The organism is Streptomyces sp. NPDC048659 (genome assembly GCF_040650575.1).
GTDB lineage: Bacteria > Actinomycetota > Actinomycetes > Streptomycetales > Streptomycetaceae > Streptomyces.
This window is the reverse complement of the sequence record NZ_JBEZHM010000005.1, coordinates 74,012-89,108: the sequence shown is the minus strand read 5'-3', so window position 1 is coordinate 89,108 and position 15,097 is coordinate 74,012. Positions and strand designations below refer to the sequence as shown.

Here is a 15,097-nt window from a genome sequence, read left to right as displayed (position 1 = left end):
GCCGGACCCCACCAGGTCCGGCGGGGACGCGGCTGCCCGGGACCCCCGTGGGTCCCGGGCAGCCGCGCGCGTAGGGCGGGTCAGGCGCCGTCGCGGACGGCGACGATGCCGTTGAAGACGCCGACGTAGGCCGTCCCGTCGGGCCCGATGGTGATGGGCGCCCAGTTGTTGTCGTAGGCGGGGCCGGTGCCGGTCAGGCGGGACCAGGCGCGCTTGCCGGTGCGGAAGTCGACGGCGGTGAGGTACCAGGCGTCGATGCCGAGGACGTTGGGGCGCTTCTCGTAGAAGTAGAGCAGGCCGTTGGCGGTGGAGAGCTTGGGCACGGTGGAGGGCGAGCGGACGTCGCTCTCCCAGACGGTGTCGCAGCCGCTGCCGTCGGGGCGGACGTCGACCCGGGTGGCGCCGCCGACGACGCTGCGGCCGAAGGTGAGCGAGGTGATGTTCTCGTAGCCGTAGTTGTTCTCGACGACGAGGCTGTTGCCCCAGCTGATCAGCGAGTTGTCGGTGGTGGAGGCGCCGGAGCCGAAGACCGGGACCGTGCAGACGAGCCGGTCGGCGGCGGGCACGTCGGCGCCGCGCCGGTAGACCAGGATGTTCATCCGGTCGTCGGCGTTGTCGGTGATGGCGACGTACTTCGCGCCGTTCTGGCCGAAGAGGTCGGGGGTGGTGCCGGAGCCCTGGTTGACCGAGCCGGGCTTGGTGCCGGTGCCCCGGTCGTAGGTCTGGCGCCACTGGATCCGCGGGGTGCCGTCGGGGTCGGCGCGGAAGCTGTAGAGGGCGTGGTCGGAGACGATGGAGACGCCGTCCTCGGCGACGGAGAAGGAGTTCTGGATCTCCTCGCCGTCCAGCCGGATCGCGCGCAGGGCGCCGGTGGCGGGGTCGACGGTGCCGACGCGGCCGAGCCGGGTGACCCACCAGATCCGGCCGTCCCAGTCGGGCATCACGGAGGTGACCGGGTCGCAGACGCCGCTGGGGAAGAGATTGGTCCAGCTGACGCAGTCGTGCGGGACGAGCGAGGTCAGGTCCCAGTCGTTCTCGACCACGAACTCCCAGGCTCCGTCAGCCTTCTGACGGTGAGCCAGGCGCAGGATGTGCTGGCGGGAGTCGGCCAGGACGACCCGGTCGCGGTCGTCGAGGTAGAAGTAGGCGCCGCCGGAGGTGTCCTTGAAGATCTTCTCGAAGTCGAGGCGGGTGATGGCCTCGACCGTGGAGGAGCGCTGCGGGAGCTGGTACTCGGCGAGGGTGGCCAGGCTGCGCGGGTCGAGCAGCTTCAGCAGGAAGCCGTTGAAGGTGCCGCAGACGGTGACGAGCCGGCCGCCCGCGTCGAAGGTGACGGTGGCGCACTCGCCGCCGAGCGCGGCGATCTTCTCGCTGCTGACCTTCGGGTCGCGCCCGAGCGGCCCGGAGAACGGGTGGGTGCCGCTGCCCGCGGCGTCGGCGTGCATCCCGCTGCGCCCGTTGGGGGCGAGGTACGGGTGCTGGGGCGGGGCCTCGGCCGGGACGGGCCGGGCGGTGGCGGGCGCCCCCTCGTAGTGCTCGACGAGCCGGTGCCCGGGGGCGAGCGGTATGTCGTCGGCGAGGGCGACGGGGGTGGCGAGGGCGAGCGCGGTCGCGCTCACGGCGGCGACGAGCGCGAGTGCGCGGGCTCGCCGACCGGGGGGTCGGGTGGTCAATGCGGCTCCTCGGGTGCGTGCGTACGAAGGTCGCGCCGCGGCGACGCTAGGCCCGGGTGCTTGAGATGTACATGGAAAGTCGGGCGGTTTCACGCGCACTTCACGATCATGAAACGTTCCGCCGGGAGTTCAGGGCCGCAGGCTGGACACCACGTCGGCCGTCGCGGCCACCCCGTTCTGGATGGTGGGCGCCATGCTCGTGCTCGCCAGGAAGAAACCGAGCAGCGCGCAGACCAGCGCGTGCGAGAACTTCAGGCCGCCCGTGCGCAGGAAGATCACGGCGATGACCACCAGGAGCAGCAGGACGGATACGGAAACGGCCATGGCCCAAACCTCCTCGCGCCGCACCGGAATCGCGGCGTTCGGCGGACAGTGTGGCGGACCGGGGCAGCCGGACGGCGGTATGGCGGCGCGCCCATCCGGGTGACATCACGCGCCGGACCGTTCCCCGGCGCCGCTCCCGGCCGTTCCTCAGCCCCGGCCCGCGGCCGTTCGTCGGCGCCGTCCGCCGGTCTTCCTCAGCCCCGGCCCAGGGCCTCGGCGATGCTCGGGTGGCGGACGGCCTCCAGCTCCTCGTCGCCCAGCAGCGCGGCGATCAGCGACCGGCTGCCGAAGACCTCGGTGGCGCACAGGTCCCAGTCGGTCAGCACGAACCAGGAGCCGTCCGCCGCCCACCAGTTGGCCGGGAACTGCACCCAGGTCTCGCCGCTGCGCCCCGAGCAGCGGTCGTGGTGGGCGGGCGCGTCGGCGAGCCGTCCGCCGCGCGCCGGGACCGCTTCGAGCAGGTCCTCGATCGGTGCCTGGGCCGCGTACACCGGGGTGTCCGGGCCGCCGCCGTGCCGGGCGAGCAGCTCGACGAGCCGGACCAGGCACTCGCGGTCGATCTCCCCGTCGGACGGGCCCTCGTGCTCGTCCCGCCCCTCGACCCCCTGGAAGAGCAGGTACGAGGGGGTCCCCGGCCACTCCTCCAGGCGCCGCCCCGCCCCGGCCAGCACCTCGCGCCAGCGCAGCCGCCGGATGTCGGTCCGGATGGTGTGCAGTACCCAGCAGCGGTCCTCGTAGCCGCCGTTCGGCTCGTGGCCGAGCACGCCCTCCGGTGCCTCGACGGCGGCGCGCAGGCCGCCGAGCGGGTCGGAGCCGGGCAGCGGGGTCCAGGGGCTCGCGGGGGTCATGCCGCATTCTCTCCCGGAACACCGCCCGCGAGACAGTCCGCCCACTCCACCGTGCGGGCGCACCAGCGCTCCAGGAGCACCCGGTCGTGGCCGACGGCGAGCAGCCCCGCGCCGGTCCGGGCCCGGTACTCCTCGACGGCGCGCACCAGGGCGGCGGTCGTGGAGGCGTCGAGCATCGCGGTCATCTCGTCGCAGATCAGCCAGCGGGGCCGCAGCACCAGCGCGCGGGCCAGGCAGGCGCGTTGCAGCTGCCCGTCGCTGACCTCGTGCGGGCGGCGGCCCAGCAGGTCCTCGGTGAGCCCGACGGCGGGGGCGAGTTCGGCCAGCCGCCCGGCGGCCAGGGCGCGCCGCCCGGTGGCGCGCAGCGGCTCGGCGATCAGGTCGGCGAGCCGCAGCCGGGGGTCGGCGGAGAGCCGGGGCTGCTGGAAGACGACGCCGATGGCGGTGCGCAGTTCGCGCGGGGCGCGGTGCCGCCAGGCCCGTATCTCCGTGCCGTCGACGCGGACCGTGCCCGTGTCGGGGCGGTGCAGCAGGGCGGCGACCCGGGCCAGGGTGGACTTGCCGCAGCCGCTGGGGCCGAGCAGGCCGAGGGCCTCGCCGGGGGCCACGGTGAGCGAGGCGTCCCGGAAGACCGGGGCGCGCCGCTCGTAACCGGCGGTGACGCCGTGCAGCTCAAGCATCCTGGGCTCCCCACGGGTGGTGGCAGGCGGTGCCCGCGAGCGGCTCGGGCCGGACGGCGCAGGCGGCGGTGGCGCGGGCGCAGCGCGGGGCGAAGGCGCAGCCCTCGGGCAGCTTCGACAGCTCGGGCGGCATCCCGGGGATCGGGGTGAACGCCCGCTCCGGGAGCGCGTCGAGCAGACCCCGGGCGTACGGGTGGCGGGGTCCTTGTGTCCCGAAGAAGCGGGCGGCGGGGGCGATCTCGACGATCCGTCCGGCGTACATGACGGCGACCCGGTCGGCGACCCGGCGGGCGGCGGCCAGGTCGTGGGTGATGAGCAGCAGGGCCTTGCCCTCGTCGGCGTGACGGCGCAGCTCGTCGGCGGTGCGGTCGACGAGCTCGCGGTCGAGTCCCGTGGTGGGTTCGTCGGCGAGCAGTAGGGGCGCGTCGCCGATGAGGGCGAGGGCGGTGGCGGCGCGCTGGGCGAGGCCGCCGGAGAGCTCGTGGGGGTAGCGGTCGAGGTGTCCGGCGGGGAAGGCGGCCCGGGCGGCGGCGGCCTCGGCGGCGGCCCGGCGGGCGCGCCGGGGGGTGCCGGTGAGGGCCCGGACGGTCTCCTCCAGGTGCGCGCGGACGGTGCGCACGGGGGTGAGGTGGGCGGCGGGGCTCTGCGGGACGAGGCCGACGCGGCGGCCCCGTACGGTGCGGGCGAGGGCGCGTTCGCCGGCGGCGAGCAGGTCGGTGCCGTCGAGGAGGGCGCTGCCCTCGGTCTCGGCGTTGCCGGGGAGGAGGCCGAGGAGGGCGGAGGCGAGGACGGACTTGCCGCAGCCGCTCTCGCCGACGAGGGCGAGGCACTCCCCCGCCGCGAGGTCGAAGTCGGCGCCGGTGACGGCGGCGACGTGCCGGCCGCCGCGCATCCGGAAGCGGACGGTGAGGCCGCGGACGCTGAGGACGGCGGTCTCGGCCCGTTCGGCGTCGACGGCGGCGAGGGCCCGCGCGACCCCCGGCTCCACGGGTGCTCCGGTCACAGGCTCAGCTCCGATCGGCGGCGCGGGTTGAGCCGGTCGCGCCAGATCCCGGCGAGTCCGGCGATGGCGAGGGTCGGCACGATGAGCAGCAGGCCCGGGAAGAGCGTCGGCCACCAGGCGCCGGCGAGCAGCGAGGAGCGGGCGGTCTGGACGAGGTTGCCGAGGCTGGCCTGGTGGCTGGGCAGGCCGAGGCCGAGGAAGGAGAGCGCCGACTCGTGCCACATGGCGTGCGGGATCATGAGGACGGCGGCGAGCCCGGCCTGCGGCAGCACGGCGGGCAGCAGGTGCCGGACGGCGACCCGCCACCGGGAGGCGCCGCCGGAGATCGCGGCGTCGACGAAGGGGCGGGAGCGCAGCGAGAGGACCTCGGAGCGCACGATCCGGGCGGTGGAGAGCCAGTGGGTGAGCGCCACGGAGACGATCACGGGCCAGACGCCGGGCCGGAACATGGCGACGATGAAGATGCCGAGCAGCAGGTGCGGCACGGAGGAGAAGGCGTCGACGATCCGCATGGCGAAGCGGTCGAAGCGCCCGCCGAGGGCGCCCGCCGCCGCGCCGACGGCGGTGCCGATGACGGTGGCGACGAGGGCGGCGACCAGGCCGACGAGGAGCGAGATCCGCAGGCCGTAGACGCAGCGCAGGAGCAGGTCGCGGCCGAGGTCGTCGGTGCCGAAGGGGTGCTGCCAGGACGGCGGGAGCAGTTTGCTGCCGAGGTCGACGGCCTGTTCGTCGAGCTGGACGAGGGGCGGGACGAGGAGGACGGCGAGGACGACGGCGCCGGTGACGAGGGCGGAGGTCCACAGCCGGAGCCGCCGGGTGCGGTCGGCGGGGGCGGCGCGGCGGCGGGCCGGGCGGGGCGCCGGGCGGGGCTTGAGCGAGGTGTCAGCCATCGAATCCCACCCGGGGGTCGGCGAGCCCGTAGAGCAGGTCGGAGAGGAGGTTGCCGAGCAGCACGGCGGCGGTGGCGAGCACGGTGAGCGCGGCGAGCAGCGGGAAGTCGACGGAGACGGCGGCCTGGACGGTGGCGGCGGCGATGCCGGGCCAGCTGAAGACGGTCTCGACGAGGAGGGCGCCGGTGATGAGCTCGGGGACCCGGGAGCCGATCAGGGTGAGCATGGGCAGCATCCCGGAGCGCAGGGCGTGGCCGGTGAGCACGGTCCGTTCGGCGAGGCCGCGGGCGCGGGCGCCGCGCACCGGGTCCTCCTCCAGGGCGTCGCCGACACCTTGGCGCACGTAGAGGAAGAACCAGGGGAGCTGGGAGACGCCGAGGACGAGGGCGGGGAGCACGAGGTGGCCGGCGACCTGTCCGGCGGTGACGGTGTCGCTGCCGGTGTCGGTGAGCCCGCCGGCGGGCAGGACGCCGAGCCGCAGCGCGAAGAACCAGATGGCGAGCAGGCCGAGCCAGAAGGCGGGGGCGGCTTCCAGGGTGTACGCGGCGGAGCTGACGGCCCGGTCGAGGAGGCCGCCCCGGCGGCGGCCCGCGAGGACGCCGAGGGCGGTGCCGAGGGTGATGGCGACGAGGAAGGCGGTGGCGGCGAGGAGCACGGACCAGCCGAGGCGTTCGGCGATGACGTCGGCGACGGGCTGGCGCATGGTGCCGGACTGGCCGAGGTCGCCGGTGACGGCGCCGCCGAGCCATTCCCACCAGCGGGTGAGGAGGGGGCGGTCGACGCCGAGGTTGGCGCGGAGCTGGTCCAGGTTCTCCTGGGAGGCGGTGAGTCCGGCGGTGCCGGCGTACGCCTTGACGGGGTCGAAGGGGGAGGCTTCGGCGACGGCGAAGACGGCGAGGGTGACGCCGAGCAGGACCGGGACGGCGGCCAGGGCGCGCCGTCCGGTCATGCGGGCCATGGCCCCCCAGGGGAGGCGGCGGCTCACGGCTTGGGCTTCCAGCTCTCGACGTTCCACCAGGGACCGGAGGCGAGGCCGTGGTCGTGCGGCTCGACCTGGGTGCTGAGCGCGCCGAAGCGCTGGTCGACGACGTAGAGGTGGTCGATGTGGGTGAGGAAGGTGTAGCCGGGGTTCTTCACCAGTTCGCGCTGGACGGTGTCGTAGGCGGCGCGGCGGGCGGCCGGGTCGTTCGTGCGGCGGCCGTCCTCCAGGGCCTTGTCGACGGTCTTGTTGTCGTACCAGGCCATGTTGTTGAAGCCGTCGCCGCCGAGGGAGGAGGTGAGGAGCAGGTACTGGTCGAAGTCGGGGTCGCCGGGCGAGCCGCCGCCGGCCAGGACGGCGTCGGTCTTCATGCGGGGCTCGATGACCTCCCAGGTGCCGGCCTGGGCCTTGATCTCGATGCCGGCCTTCTTGGCGTCGGAGGCGTAGGCGAGGGCGTGGTCCTGGCGGAGCTTGTCGCCGGAGAGGTACCAGAGCGGGAAGGAGGCGCGGACGCCGTTCTTGGCCCGGACGCCGTCGGGGCCGGGCTTCCAGCCGGCCTCGTCGAGGATCTTCCCGGCTCCGGCGAGGTCGTGGCGGCGCTCGGTGCCCTGGGCGAACCAGGGGCTGTCGGTGGGGACGGGGCCGTAGGCGGGCTTGCCGGCGCCTTCGAGGATCTTGTCGACCATGGCCTGGCGGTCGACGGCGATGTCGAGGGCGCGGCGGACGGCGGTGTCGCCGGTCACCGGGTGGTGGGTGGGGAGGGTGACGGTGCGGTAGTCGTAGGTGGCGGCCGCGTAGGTCTTCTTGGCCTTGTCCTGCTTGAATCCGGCGGCGAGGGCGGGCGGCAGGATGGCGCCGTCGAGGTCGCCGGCGCGCAGCCGGGTGGCGCGGACGTCGTCGTCCTTGATGACCGCCATGGTGAACTTCTTCACGGCGGGCTCGCCGCCCCAGTAGCCGGGGTTGGCCTTGAAGGTGAGCTTCTCGCCCTTGGACCAGCCGGTGAGGACGTAAGGTCCGGTGCCGACGGGCCGGGTGGTGAAGGGGCCGGTGTTGACGTCCTGGCGGCCGGCGACGTGCTCGGGGGCGATGGCGAGGACGGTGCGCTGGGCGAAGGGCGCGTAGGGGTACTTGAGGGTGAAGACGACGGTGTCGTCGCCTTCGGCCCGGACGTCCTTGAGGGCGTCGAGTTCGGTGCGCGAGGGGTTGTTGGTCTTCGGGTCGAGCACCGTGCGGTAGGTGAAGACGACGTCCTTGGCGGTGAAGGGCTTGCCGTCGCTGAACTTCACGCCCTGGCGCAGCCGGTACGTGTAGGTGAGGCCGTCGGCGCTGACCGTCGGCAGCGCGGTGGCGAGGGCGGGCCGCAGCTTCATGTCGGCGTCGAGGGCGAGCAGCCCGTCGAAGATCTTGGAGTTGCCGTCCTTGCCGTAGCCGAGGAGGGGGCTGAGCGAGTCGGGTTCGTAGGCGATGCCGACGACCGCGGAATCCGTGGCGCCGCCCTTGCCCGCGCCGCCGCCGGGCGTCGAGCAGGCCGCCGCGGTGAGGGCCACGGTGGCGGCCAGCGTGGCGGCGGCGGTGCCGCGTATGGATCGGGCGGTCATGGTGCCCACACCCCTTTTGAAGATCAACTGTTATTGCGAACAGCTTGCAATTAAACAGCAGGTAAAGGGGTGCGGACAAAGCGGGCTTCCCACGGATGGCCGGTTCGGGCCCCCGCCCGGACCGGCCCGGCTCCCCGCCCGGCCGGTCCGCGAGCTCACGCCGGGGCGGGCAGGTCCGCCAGCGCGGCGATCGCGTCCTGGTGGCGCCCGGCCGAACCCAGCGCGACCGAGGCGGACTTGGCCCGCTTCAGGGCCAGATGGGCCGGGTGCTCCCAGGTCATGCCGATGCCGCCGTGCAGCTGCACGCACTCCTCGGCCGCGCGCACCGCCGTCTTCGAGCAGTACGCCTGGGCGACGGCCACCGTCAGGGCCGCGTCCCCGGCGCCGGTCGCCAGCGCGTCGGCGGCGGCGCGGGCGACCGCGCGGGCCCCCACCAGCTCCAGCCACAGCTGCGCCATCCGGTGCTTCAGCGCCTGGAAGGAGCCGATCGGGCGGTTGAACTGGTGCCGCTCGCGGGTGTGCCGCACGGTCTCCTCCAGGCACCACTCGGCGAGCCCGAGCTGCTCGGAGGCGAGCAGTCCCGCGCCGGTGAGCAGCCCGTGCCGGACCGCCCCGGCCGCCGCTTCGGCACCGGCGAGCCGGGTGCCCGCCGCGCCGCCCGCGTCCACGGTGGCCAGCGGCCGGGTCAGGTCGAGCGAGGAGGTACGGGTGATCACGGCGTCCGCCGCCGCCACCGCGTACAGCCCGTCCGGGCGCGGCACCAGCAGCACATCGGCCGTGCCCGCGTCGGCCACGGCGGGGACGGGCCCGTCGGGGTCCCCGGGCGGCCCGGACGCCGTGCCCGCCGGGCGCCCGTCGGGGGCGGTGGAGAAGGGCACGGCCAGGACGGCGGTCCGCTCGCCGGACGCCAGCGCGCCCAGCAGATCGGCCGCCGGGCCGCCCTCCGCGCCGAGCGCGAGCAGCGTCGCGGTGGCCACCACCGCGCTCGTCAGATACGGGGCAGGGGTCACCGCCCGGCCCAGCTCCTCCAGGACCACGGCCGCCTCGCGCGGTCCGGCGCCCTGTCCGCCGAGCTTCTCGGGCACCAGCAGCCCGGCGGCGCCGATGCCGCCCGCGAGCGCGGCCCACAGGCCCGGCGGGCAGGGGTCCGCGGTCTCGATCCGGCCGAGCACGGTGCGCGGGTCCGCCCGGTCGGCGAGCAGCGCGCGGACGGCGGCGCGCAGGTCGTCCTCGGTCTCGGAGTACAGCAGGTCGCTCATCGCGCCAGGTCCTTCCAGGGGACGTCCTTGTCGTCGCGGGGCTCGGCGGGCAGCCCGAGGACCCGCTCGGCCACGATGTTGAGCAGCACCTCGCTGGTGCCGCCCTCGATCGAGTTGCCCTTGGAGCGCAGATAGCGGTAGCCCGCGTCGCGCCCGGTGAAGTCGACGAGCTCGGGCCGGACCATCGCCCAGTCCCCGTACCCGAGGCCCTCGTCGCCCAGCAGCTCCACCTCCAGGCCGCTGATCTCCTGGTTGAGCCGGGCGAAGAGGAGCTTCATGGCGCTGCCCTCGGGGCCGGGCTGCCCGGCCGCGAGGCCCTGCCGCAGCCGCTCGCCGGCGAGCCGGGCGACCTCGGCGTCCACCCAGAGCTCCAGCAGCCGCCGGTGCAGCGCGTGGGTGCGCAGCTCCGGGCGGGCCCGCCAGGTGGCGGCGGCCTTGCCGATCATGCCGCCCTCGCGCGGGAGGCGGGCGCCGCCGATGGAGACGCGCTCGTTCATCAAGGTGGTGCGGGCGACCCGCCAGCCGTCGCCGACCTCGCCGAGCCGGTGGGCGTCGGGGATCCGCACCCCGGTCAGGAAGACCTCGTTGAACTCGGCCTCGCCGGTGATCTGGCGCAGCGGCCGGACCTCGACGCCGGGGTCGGTCATGTCGCAGACGAAGTAGGTGATCCCGCGGTGCTTGGGCGCGTCGGGGTCGGTGCGGGCGATGAGGATGGCCCAGCGGGCCAGGTGGGCGCTGGAGGTCCACACCTTCTGGCCGGTGACCACCCAGTCGTCGCCGTCGCGGACGGCCCGGGTGCCGAGGGCGGCGAGGTCGGAGCCGGCGCCGGGCTCGCTGAAGAGCTGGCACCAGACCTCGTCGCCGACCCAGAGCGGCTTGAGGAAGCGCTCCTTGACCTCCTGGGAGCCGTACGCGAGGAGGGTGGGGGCGGCCATGCCGAGGCCGATGCCGATCCGGCGCGGGTCGTTGTCGGGGGCCCCGGCGGCGGCGAGCTCCGTGTCGACGACGGCCTGGAGGGCGCGCGGGGCGCCGAGCCCGCCGAGGCCCACCGGGTAGTGCACCCAGGCCAGTCCGGCGTCGAAGCGGGCCCGCAGGAAGTCGGCGCGGGCGGTGGCGGCGGGCGGGTGGGCGGCGAGCAGCCGCCGGGTGCGCTCGGTCAGCTCGGCGGCGCCGGGCGGGGTGGCTCCGGACGCGGCGCCGCCGGTGGGCGTGTCGGTCATGCGCGGGCTCCCGCCGGGAGGACGACGAGGCGGCCGGTGGTGACACCCTCGGCGACCCGCTGCACGGCGTCGGCGGCGCCCTCGAAGGGGACGCGCTCGCTGACGTACGGCTTGATCAGGCCCTTGGCGGCGAGCTCGGTGAGGGTCTCGTGGCAGCGCAGCACGGCGGCCGGGTCCTTGAGGTTGTAGAGGCCCCAGTGCAGGCCGAGGATCGCGTAGTTCTTCACCAGGGCGTGGTTGAGGGCGGGGGCGGGCACGGTGCCGCTCGCGAAGCCGACGACGACGATCCGGCCCTCGAAGGCGACGAGCTTGGCCGACTGCTGGTAGGCGGCGCCGCCGACCGGGTCGTAAACCACGTCGGCGCCCCGGCCGCCGGTGGCCTCCTTGACGGCGGCGACGACGTCCTCGGCGTGCCGGTCGACGACGGTGTCGCAGCCGAGCGCGCGGGCGGCGGCGGCCTTGCCGGGGCCGCCGACGACGCCGATGACGGTGGCCCCGGCGGCCTTGCCGAGCTGGACGGCGGCGCTGCCGACGCCGCCCGCCGCGGCGTGCACGAGCAGCGTCTCGCCCTCCTTGAGGGCGGCCCGGCGGTGCAGGCCGAACCAGCCGGTCTGGTAGCCGATGTGCAGGGCGGCGGCCTCGGCGTCGTCCAGCGCCTCGGGGGCGGGCAGCAGGGCGGCCGCGTCGGCCACCGCGTATCCGGCGAGCCCGCCGTGCGGGAGGGCGGGGGTGGCGATGACCCTGCGCCCGTCCTCGGTCTCGGCGCAGACCTCCACGCCGGGGGTGAAGGGCAGCGGGGGCCGCACCTGGTACTGGCCCCGGCACAGCAGCGCGTCGGGGAAGTTGATCCCGGTGGCGCGGACCTTGAGCAGCACCTGCCCGGCGCCGGGCTCCGGGACCGCGACCTCGTCGCACTGCATCACCTCGCCCGGCTCGCCGTTCTCGTGCACTCGCCATGCCTGCATCCGGGCCTCCAGCAGCCGTCGTCGGTCCTGCGCGGTACGTCGGGGGTACGTCGGGGGGTACGTCGGGGACATGCCCCGGGCGGGGACCCCGGATACCGGGTGACGATCGGCATACTAAGCGGTCGCTTGGGCTGGCGGAACCAGGCGATCAGGACTTCTTCGGGCGCGCCCTCACGTGCATCCGCTCCCCCTGCGGCCCGTACAGGCTCAGGAACTCCACCGGACGGTCCCCGGCGGGGCCGAACCAGTGCGGCACCCGGGTGTCGAACTCGGCCGCCTCGCCCGCGCCGAGCACCACGTCGTGCTCGCCGAGCACCAGCCGCAGGCTGCCGGAGAGCACGTACAGCCACTCGTACCCCTCGTGGACCCGGGGCTCGCCCGGCTCCGCCACGGGCTCCTGGACGATCTTGTACGCCTGGAGCCCGCCGGGCTGGCGGGTCAGCGGGTACATCGTGCGCCCGTGCCGCACGATCGGCTTGGCCCGCACCCGGGGGTCGCCGTCCTGCGGGGCGCCGACCAGCTCGTCGAGCGGGACCTGGTGGGCGCGGGCGATCGGCAGCAGCAGCTCCAGGCTGGGCTTGCGCTGCCCGGACTCCAGGCGGGACAGGGTGCTCACGGAGATGCCGGTGGAGGCGGAGAGCTCGGCCAGGGTGGCGCCCCGGTCGCGGCGGATGCGGCGCAGCCGGGGGCCCACCCCGGTCAGCACGGCCTCGATGCGGTCGTCGTCTTCTGTGCTCATGGGTTCATTGCAGAAACGGCAACTTCATTTGTCAAGCGAGCACGGCCCGCGTGACCCTCGCGGCATGGACGAGAACACGCGGGACACATACGAGGTCGTGGTGGTAGGCGGCGGCGCGGCGGGGCTGAGCGCGGCCCTGGTGCTCGGCAGGGCCCGGCGCCGGACCCTGGTGGTCGACGCGGGCGAGCCCCGCAACGCGCCCGCCGCGCACCTGCAGGGCTATCTGACCCGGGACGGGATGAGCCCGGCCGACTTCCTGGCGGCGGGGCGGCGGGAGATCGCCGGCTACGGCGTGGAGCTGACCGGGGGCATGGTCGCCTCGGCGGTCCCGGACGGCGACGGGGGCTTCGCGCTCGCCCTCGCGGACGGGCGGCGCCTGCGGGCCCGGCGGCTGATCGTGACCACCGGTCTGGTGGACGAGCTGCCGGAGGTGGCCGGGCTCGCCGCGCGCTGGGGCCGGGACGTGCTCCACTGCCCGTACTGCCACGGCTGGGAGGTCCGCGACCGGGCCTTCGGCGTGCTCGCCCACCCCGAACTCCCGGCGCACCAGGCGCTGATGGTCTCCCAGTGGTCCGCCGACGTGACCCTCTTCCTGCACACCGCCCCGGCCCCCGCCGGGCAGGACGCCGCGCGCCTGGCGGCGGCCGGTGTGACCGTGGTGGCGGGAGAGGTGGCGGGGCTGGTGGTCGAGGACGACCGGCTGACCGGCGTGCGGCTGGCCGACGGGCGGACCGTGGCGCGCGAGGTGCTGTTCACCGGACCGCGCCCGGTGCCCCGCGACGGGCTGCTCACCGCCCTCGGCGCGGCGACCCGGCGGACGCCCTTCGGCGCCTTCACCGCCGTGGACGAGACCGGGCGCACCAGCGTCCCCGGGGTCTGGGCGGCGGGCAACGCGACGGGCCCGCACGAGCAGCTGGTGAACGCGGCGAGCGCCGGCTACCGGGCGGCGGCCGACGTCAACGCGGACCTCCTCTTCGCCGGCCTGGACCGCGCGGCGGCGGCCGGAGCGGCGCCCCAGGGGGCCTGACGGGTCTTCAGTTCTCGGGCCGGGCGCGCTATCGATACGGCATGGAGGACATGACGCACGAGGAACGCGCCGCCACCCCGGGGCTGCCCGCCCCTCCCCCGCCGGGCGCCAGCGCGCTGCCCGCCGGCACCTTCGCGGGCCGGGCGGTCGTGGTGACCGGCGGCGGCTCGGGGCTCGGCAAGGCGATCGCCGCCGAGTTCGCCCGGCTCGGCGCGGGGCTCGCGGTCCTCGGGCGCACGCCCGAGCGGCTCGCGGCGGCCCGCGAGGAGCTGGCGGCGGTCGCCGGGACCCCGGTGGCGACCGCCGTCTGCGACATCCGGGACCCGGAGCGGATCGCCGGGGCCCTGGACACCTGCGAGGCGGAGCTGGGCCTGCGGCCGGACGTGCTGGTGAACTGCGCGGCGGCCAACTTCCCCGTCCCGGCGGAGGAGCTGACGCCGGGCGGCTGGCGGGCGGTGGTGGACATCACGCTCTCGGGGACCTGGTTCGCCACCCACGCCTTCGCCGCCCGCCACCTGGCCGCCGGGACACCCGCCTCGGTCGTCAACGTCGGCGCGTCCTACGCCTGGACGGGCGGGCCCGGCCACGCGCACTCGGCGGCGGCGAAGGCCGGGGTGAAGAACCTGACGGAGACGCTGGCGGTGGAGTGGGGGCCGTACGGGATCCAGGTGAACGGCCTGGTCCCGGGGCTGATGCCGCACGAGGACATGGTGCCCGCCGTGCGGGCCACCCTGGACCGGGCCGGGCGGCCGGAGGCCCGGCAGCCCGCGCTGCGGGTCGGGCACCCGCGCGAGCTGGGCTGGGCGGCGACCTTCCTGGCCTCCCCGTACGCCCGGTTCGTCAGCGGGCACACGCTGGTCGTCGACGGGGCCAACTGGCAGCGCAGGTCGCTGGTGAACGAGCCGGTCGTGCCGGTGCGGGAGCAGCTGGGGCGGGGGCCGTTCGGGCCGCCGGGGCGGCCCGGGGGCTGAAGCGGGCTGGGCCGTGTGGCGGAACCCGGGGCGGCGGGGCCCCGGCGGGCCGGGGCGGGGGCGAGGATCGGGCGGGGCGGCCGGGACCCGGCCACCCCGCTCCGCACGGCCGCCCCACCCGGAAGGACGGGACTCACCCCATGCTCGGTACGGACTTCACCACGGGCTCGCCCGACTGGCTCGACCTCGGCAGCCCGGACACCGGCGCCGCCGCCGTGTTCTACGGCCGGGTCTTCGGCTGGGACTTCGTCTCGGCCGGGCCCGAGGCCGGCGGCTACGGCTTCTTCCAGCAGGAGGGCCGGACCGTGGCCGCCCTCGGCCCGCTGACCGAGGAGGGCGCGGAGAGCGCCTGGACGGTGTACTTCGAGACGCCGGACGCCGAGGTCACCGCGCGGGCGGCCGAGCAGGCGGGCGGCCGGGTCCGGATGGCGCCCATGGACGTGATGGACGCGGGGCGGATGGCAGCCCTGACCGACCCGGGCGGCGCCGAGTTCGCCGTGTGGGAGCCGCACGCCGTGAAGGGCCTGGAGCGCACCTCCGCGGAGAACACCCTGCTCTGGGCGGAGCTGCACGTCGCCGACCCGGAGCGGGTGCTCGGCTTCTACCGGGAGCTGTTCGGCTGGCGCTGGCTGGAGATGGAGGCGCCGGGGATGACCTACCGGGTGGTCTCGACGGCCGTCGGCGACCAGCAGGACGCCTCCTTCGGCGGGGTGGCGCCGCTCCAGCCGGGGGCGGACCGGGCGCGCTGGATCCCGTACTTCGCGACCGAGGACGCGGACGTCATCGCCGCCTCGGTGCAGGAGAGCGGCGGTTCGGTGCTGATGCCCCCGGCCGACGTGCCGGACGTCGGCCGGATCGCGTGGCTCGCGGACCCCTTCGGGGCCCCGTTCGCGGTGCTGAAGCCCGCTCCCCGGGCCTGAG

General features: G+C 75.5%; 15 protein-coding genes. 3 read left to right on the top strand and 12 right to left on the bottom strand.

Annotation, left to right across the window (positions count from 1 at the left end; translation table 11 throughout):
- Window positions 1-80: 80 nt before the first annotated feature.
- The 12 genes from AB0C99_RS06040 to AB0C99_RS05985 form a co-directional block, all read right to left on the bottom strand.
- Complete coding sequence (locus tag AB0C99_RS06040; RefSeq protein WP_362469946.1) at window positions 81-1,673, bottom strand: hypothetical protein; 1,593 nt, start codon at window positions 1,671-1,673, stop codon at window positions 81-83.
- A 129-nt stretch (window positions 1,674-1,802) separates the two neighbouring features.
- On the bottom strand, window positions 1,803-1,997 hold the full coding sequence (locus AB0C99_RS06035; protein WP_362469943.1) for a hypothetical protein: 195 nt from the start codon (window positions 1,995-1,997) through the stop codon (window positions 1,803-1,805).
- A gap of 194 nt (window positions 1,998-2,191) precedes the next feature.
- Window positions 2,192-2,845: a hypothetical protein gene (locus tag AB0C99_RS06030; protein WP_362469940.1), complete on the bottom strand. Its 654-nt coding sequence runs from the start codon at window positions 2,843-2,845 to the stop codon at window positions 2,192-2,194.
- Window positions 2,842-3,525 (bottom strand): ATP-binding cassette domain-containing protein, encoded by a 684-nt coding sequence (locus AB0C99_RS06025; RefSeq protein ID WP_362469937.1) that lies wholly within the window; start codon window positions 3,523-3,525, stop codon window positions 2,842-2,844. The genes AB0C99_RS06030 and AB0C99_RS06025 overlap by 4 nt, the downstream gene beginning before the upstream one ends.
- A complete protein-coding gene (locus AB0C99_RS06020; RefSeq protein ID WP_362470257.1) occupies window positions 3,518-4,417 on the bottom strand; it encodes an ABC transporter ATP-binding protein in 900 nt (299 codons plus the stop codon). Before AB0C99_RS06020 ends, AB0C99_RS06025 begins: the two co-directional genes overlap by 8 nt.
- A gap of 107 nt (window positions 4,418-4,524) precedes the next feature.
- Entirely contained in the window at window positions 4,525-5,418 is an 894-nt protein-coding gene (locus tag AB0C99_RS06015; RefSeq protein ID WP_362469935.1) for an ABC transporter permease, read from the bottom strand.
- Window positions 5,411-6,403: an ABC transporter permease gene (locus AB0C99_RS06010; protein WP_362469932.1), complete on the bottom strand. Its 993-nt coding sequence runs from the start codon at window positions 6,401-6,403 to the stop codon at window positions 5,411-5,413. The genes AB0C99_RS06015 and AB0C99_RS06010 overlap by 8 nt, the downstream gene beginning before the upstream one ends.
- The gene (locus AB0C99_RS06005) at window positions 6,400-7,995 is read right to left on the bottom strand and encodes an ABC transporter substrate-binding protein (RefSeq protein ID WP_362469929.1); all 1,596 of its coding nucleotides are present in this window, start codon (window positions 7,993-7,995) and stop codon (window positions 6,400-6,402) included. Before AB0C99_RS06005 ends, AB0C99_RS06010 begins: the two co-directional genes overlap by 4 nt.
- Before the next feature lie 155 nt (window positions 7,996-8,150).
- Window positions 8,151-9,254, bottom strand: coding sequence for an acyl-CoA dehydrogenase family protein (locus tag AB0C99_RS06000; protein ID WP_362469926.1), 1,104 nt, complete (start codon window positions 9,252-9,254; stop codon window positions 8,151-8,153).
- Entirely contained in the window at window positions 9,251-10,474 is a 1,224-nt protein-coding gene (locus tag AB0C99_RS05995; RefSeq protein ID WP_362469923.1) for an acyl-CoA dehydrogenase family protein, read from the bottom strand. The genes AB0C99_RS06000 and AB0C99_RS05995 overlap by 4 nt, the downstream gene beginning before the upstream one ends.
- Window positions 10,471-11,439: an NADPH:quinone oxidoreductase family protein gene (locus AB0C99_RS05990; RefSeq protein WP_362469920.1), complete on the bottom strand. Its 969-nt coding sequence runs from the start codon at window positions 11,437-11,439 to the stop codon at window positions 10,471-10,473. The genes AB0C99_RS05995 and AB0C99_RS05990 overlap by 4 nt, the downstream gene beginning before the upstream one ends.
- 148 nt (window positions 11,440-11,587) lie before the next feature.
- Window positions 11,588-12,178 carry an XRE family transcriptional regulator gene (locus AB0C99_RS05985; RefSeq protein WP_362469917.1) on the bottom strand — a complete coding sequence of 197 codons (591 nt, stop codon included), beginning with the start codon at window positions 12,176-12,178 and terminating at the stop codon, window positions 11,588-11,590.
- A 64-nt stretch (window positions 12,179-12,242) separates the two neighbouring features.
- Here AB0C99_RS05985 and AB0C99_RS05980 point away from each other — a divergent pair, with 64 nt between their 5' ends.
- The 3 genes from AB0C99_RS05980 (at window position 12,243) to AB0C99_RS05970 (ending at window position 15,096) form a co-directional block, all read left to right on the top strand.
- The gene (locus tag AB0C99_RS05980; RefSeq protein ID WP_362469914.1) at window positions 12,243-13,205 is read left to right on the top strand and encodes an NAD(P)/FAD-dependent oxidoreductase; all 963 of its coding nucleotides are present in this window, start codon (window positions 12,243-12,245) and stop codon (window positions 13,203-13,205) included.
- A 41-nt stretch (window positions 13,206-13,246) separates the two neighbouring features.
- Window positions 13,247-14,176, top strand: coding sequence for an SDR family oxidoreductase (locus AB0C99_RS05975; protein WP_362469911.1), 930 nt, complete (start codon window positions 13,247-13,249; stop codon window positions 14,174-14,176).
- A 140-nt stretch (window positions 14,177-14,316) separates the two neighbouring features.
- Window positions 14,317-15,096, top strand: coding sequence for a VOC family protein (locus AB0C99_RS05970; protein WP_362469908.1), 780 nt, complete (start codon window positions 14,317-14,319; stop codon window positions 15,094-15,096).
- The last annotated feature ends 1 nt before the right edge of the window (window position 15,097 follow it).

What these genes read in the sequence shown, in the direction of transcription:
- AB0C99_RS06035 (WP_362469943.1), bottom strand. Translation starts at nt 1,997, where the DNA reads ATGGCCGTTTCCGTATCCGTCCTGCTGCTCCTGGTGGTCATCGCCGTG.
- AB0C99_RS06030 (WP_362469940.1), bottom strand. Translation starts at nt 2,845, where the DNA reads ATGACCCCCGCGAGCCCCTGGACCCCGCTGCCCGGCTCCGACCCGCTC.
- AB0C99_RS06025 (WP_362469937.1), bottom strand. Translation starts at nt 3,525, where the DNA reads ATGCTTGAGCTGCACGGCGTCACCGCCGGTTACGAGCGGCGCGCCCCG.
- AB0C99_RS06020 (WP_362470257.1), bottom strand. Translation starts at nt 4,417, where the DNA reads ATGCGCGGCGGCCGGCACGTCGCCGCCGTCACCGGCGCCGACTTCGAC.
- AB0C99_RS06015 (WP_362469935.1), bottom strand. Translation starts at nt 5,418, where the DNA reads ATGGCTGACACCTCGCTCAAGCCCCGCCCGGCGCCCCGCCCGGCCCGC.
- AB0C99_RS06005 (WP_362469929.1), bottom strand. Translation starts at nt 7,995, where the DNA reads ATGACCGCCCGATCCATACGCGGCACCGCCGCCGCCACGCTGGCCGCC.
- AB0C99_RS06000 (WP_362469926.1), bottom strand. Translation starts at nt 9,254, where the DNA reads ATGAGCGACCTGCTGTACTCCGAGACCGAGGACGACCTGCGCGCCGCC.
- AB0C99_RS05995 (WP_362469923.1), bottom strand. Translation starts at nt 10,474, where the DNA reads ATGACCGACACGCCCACCGGCGGCGCCGCGTCCGGAGCCACCCCGCCC.
- AB0C99_RS05990 (WP_362469920.1), bottom strand. Translation starts at nt 11,439, where the DNA reads ATGCAGGCATGGCGAGTGCACGAGAACGGCGAGCCGGGCGAGGTGATG.
- AB0C99_RS05985 (WP_362469917.1), bottom strand. Translation starts at nt 12,178, where the DNA reads ATGAGCACAGAAGACGACGACCGCATCGAGGCCGTGCTGACCGGGGTG.
- AB0C99_RS05980 (WP_362469914.1), top strand. Translation starts at nt 12,243, where the DNA reads ATGGACGAGAACACGCGGGACACATACGAGGTCGTGGTGGTAGGCGGC.
- AB0C99_RS05975 (WP_362469911.1), top strand. Translation starts at nt 13,247, where the DNA reads ATGGAGGACATGACGCACGAGGAACGCGCCGCCACCCCGGGGCTGCCC.
- AB0C99_RS05970 (WP_362469908.1), top strand. Translation starts at nt 14,317, where the DNA reads ATGCTCGGTACGGACTTCACCACGGGCTCGCCCGACTGGCTCGACCTC.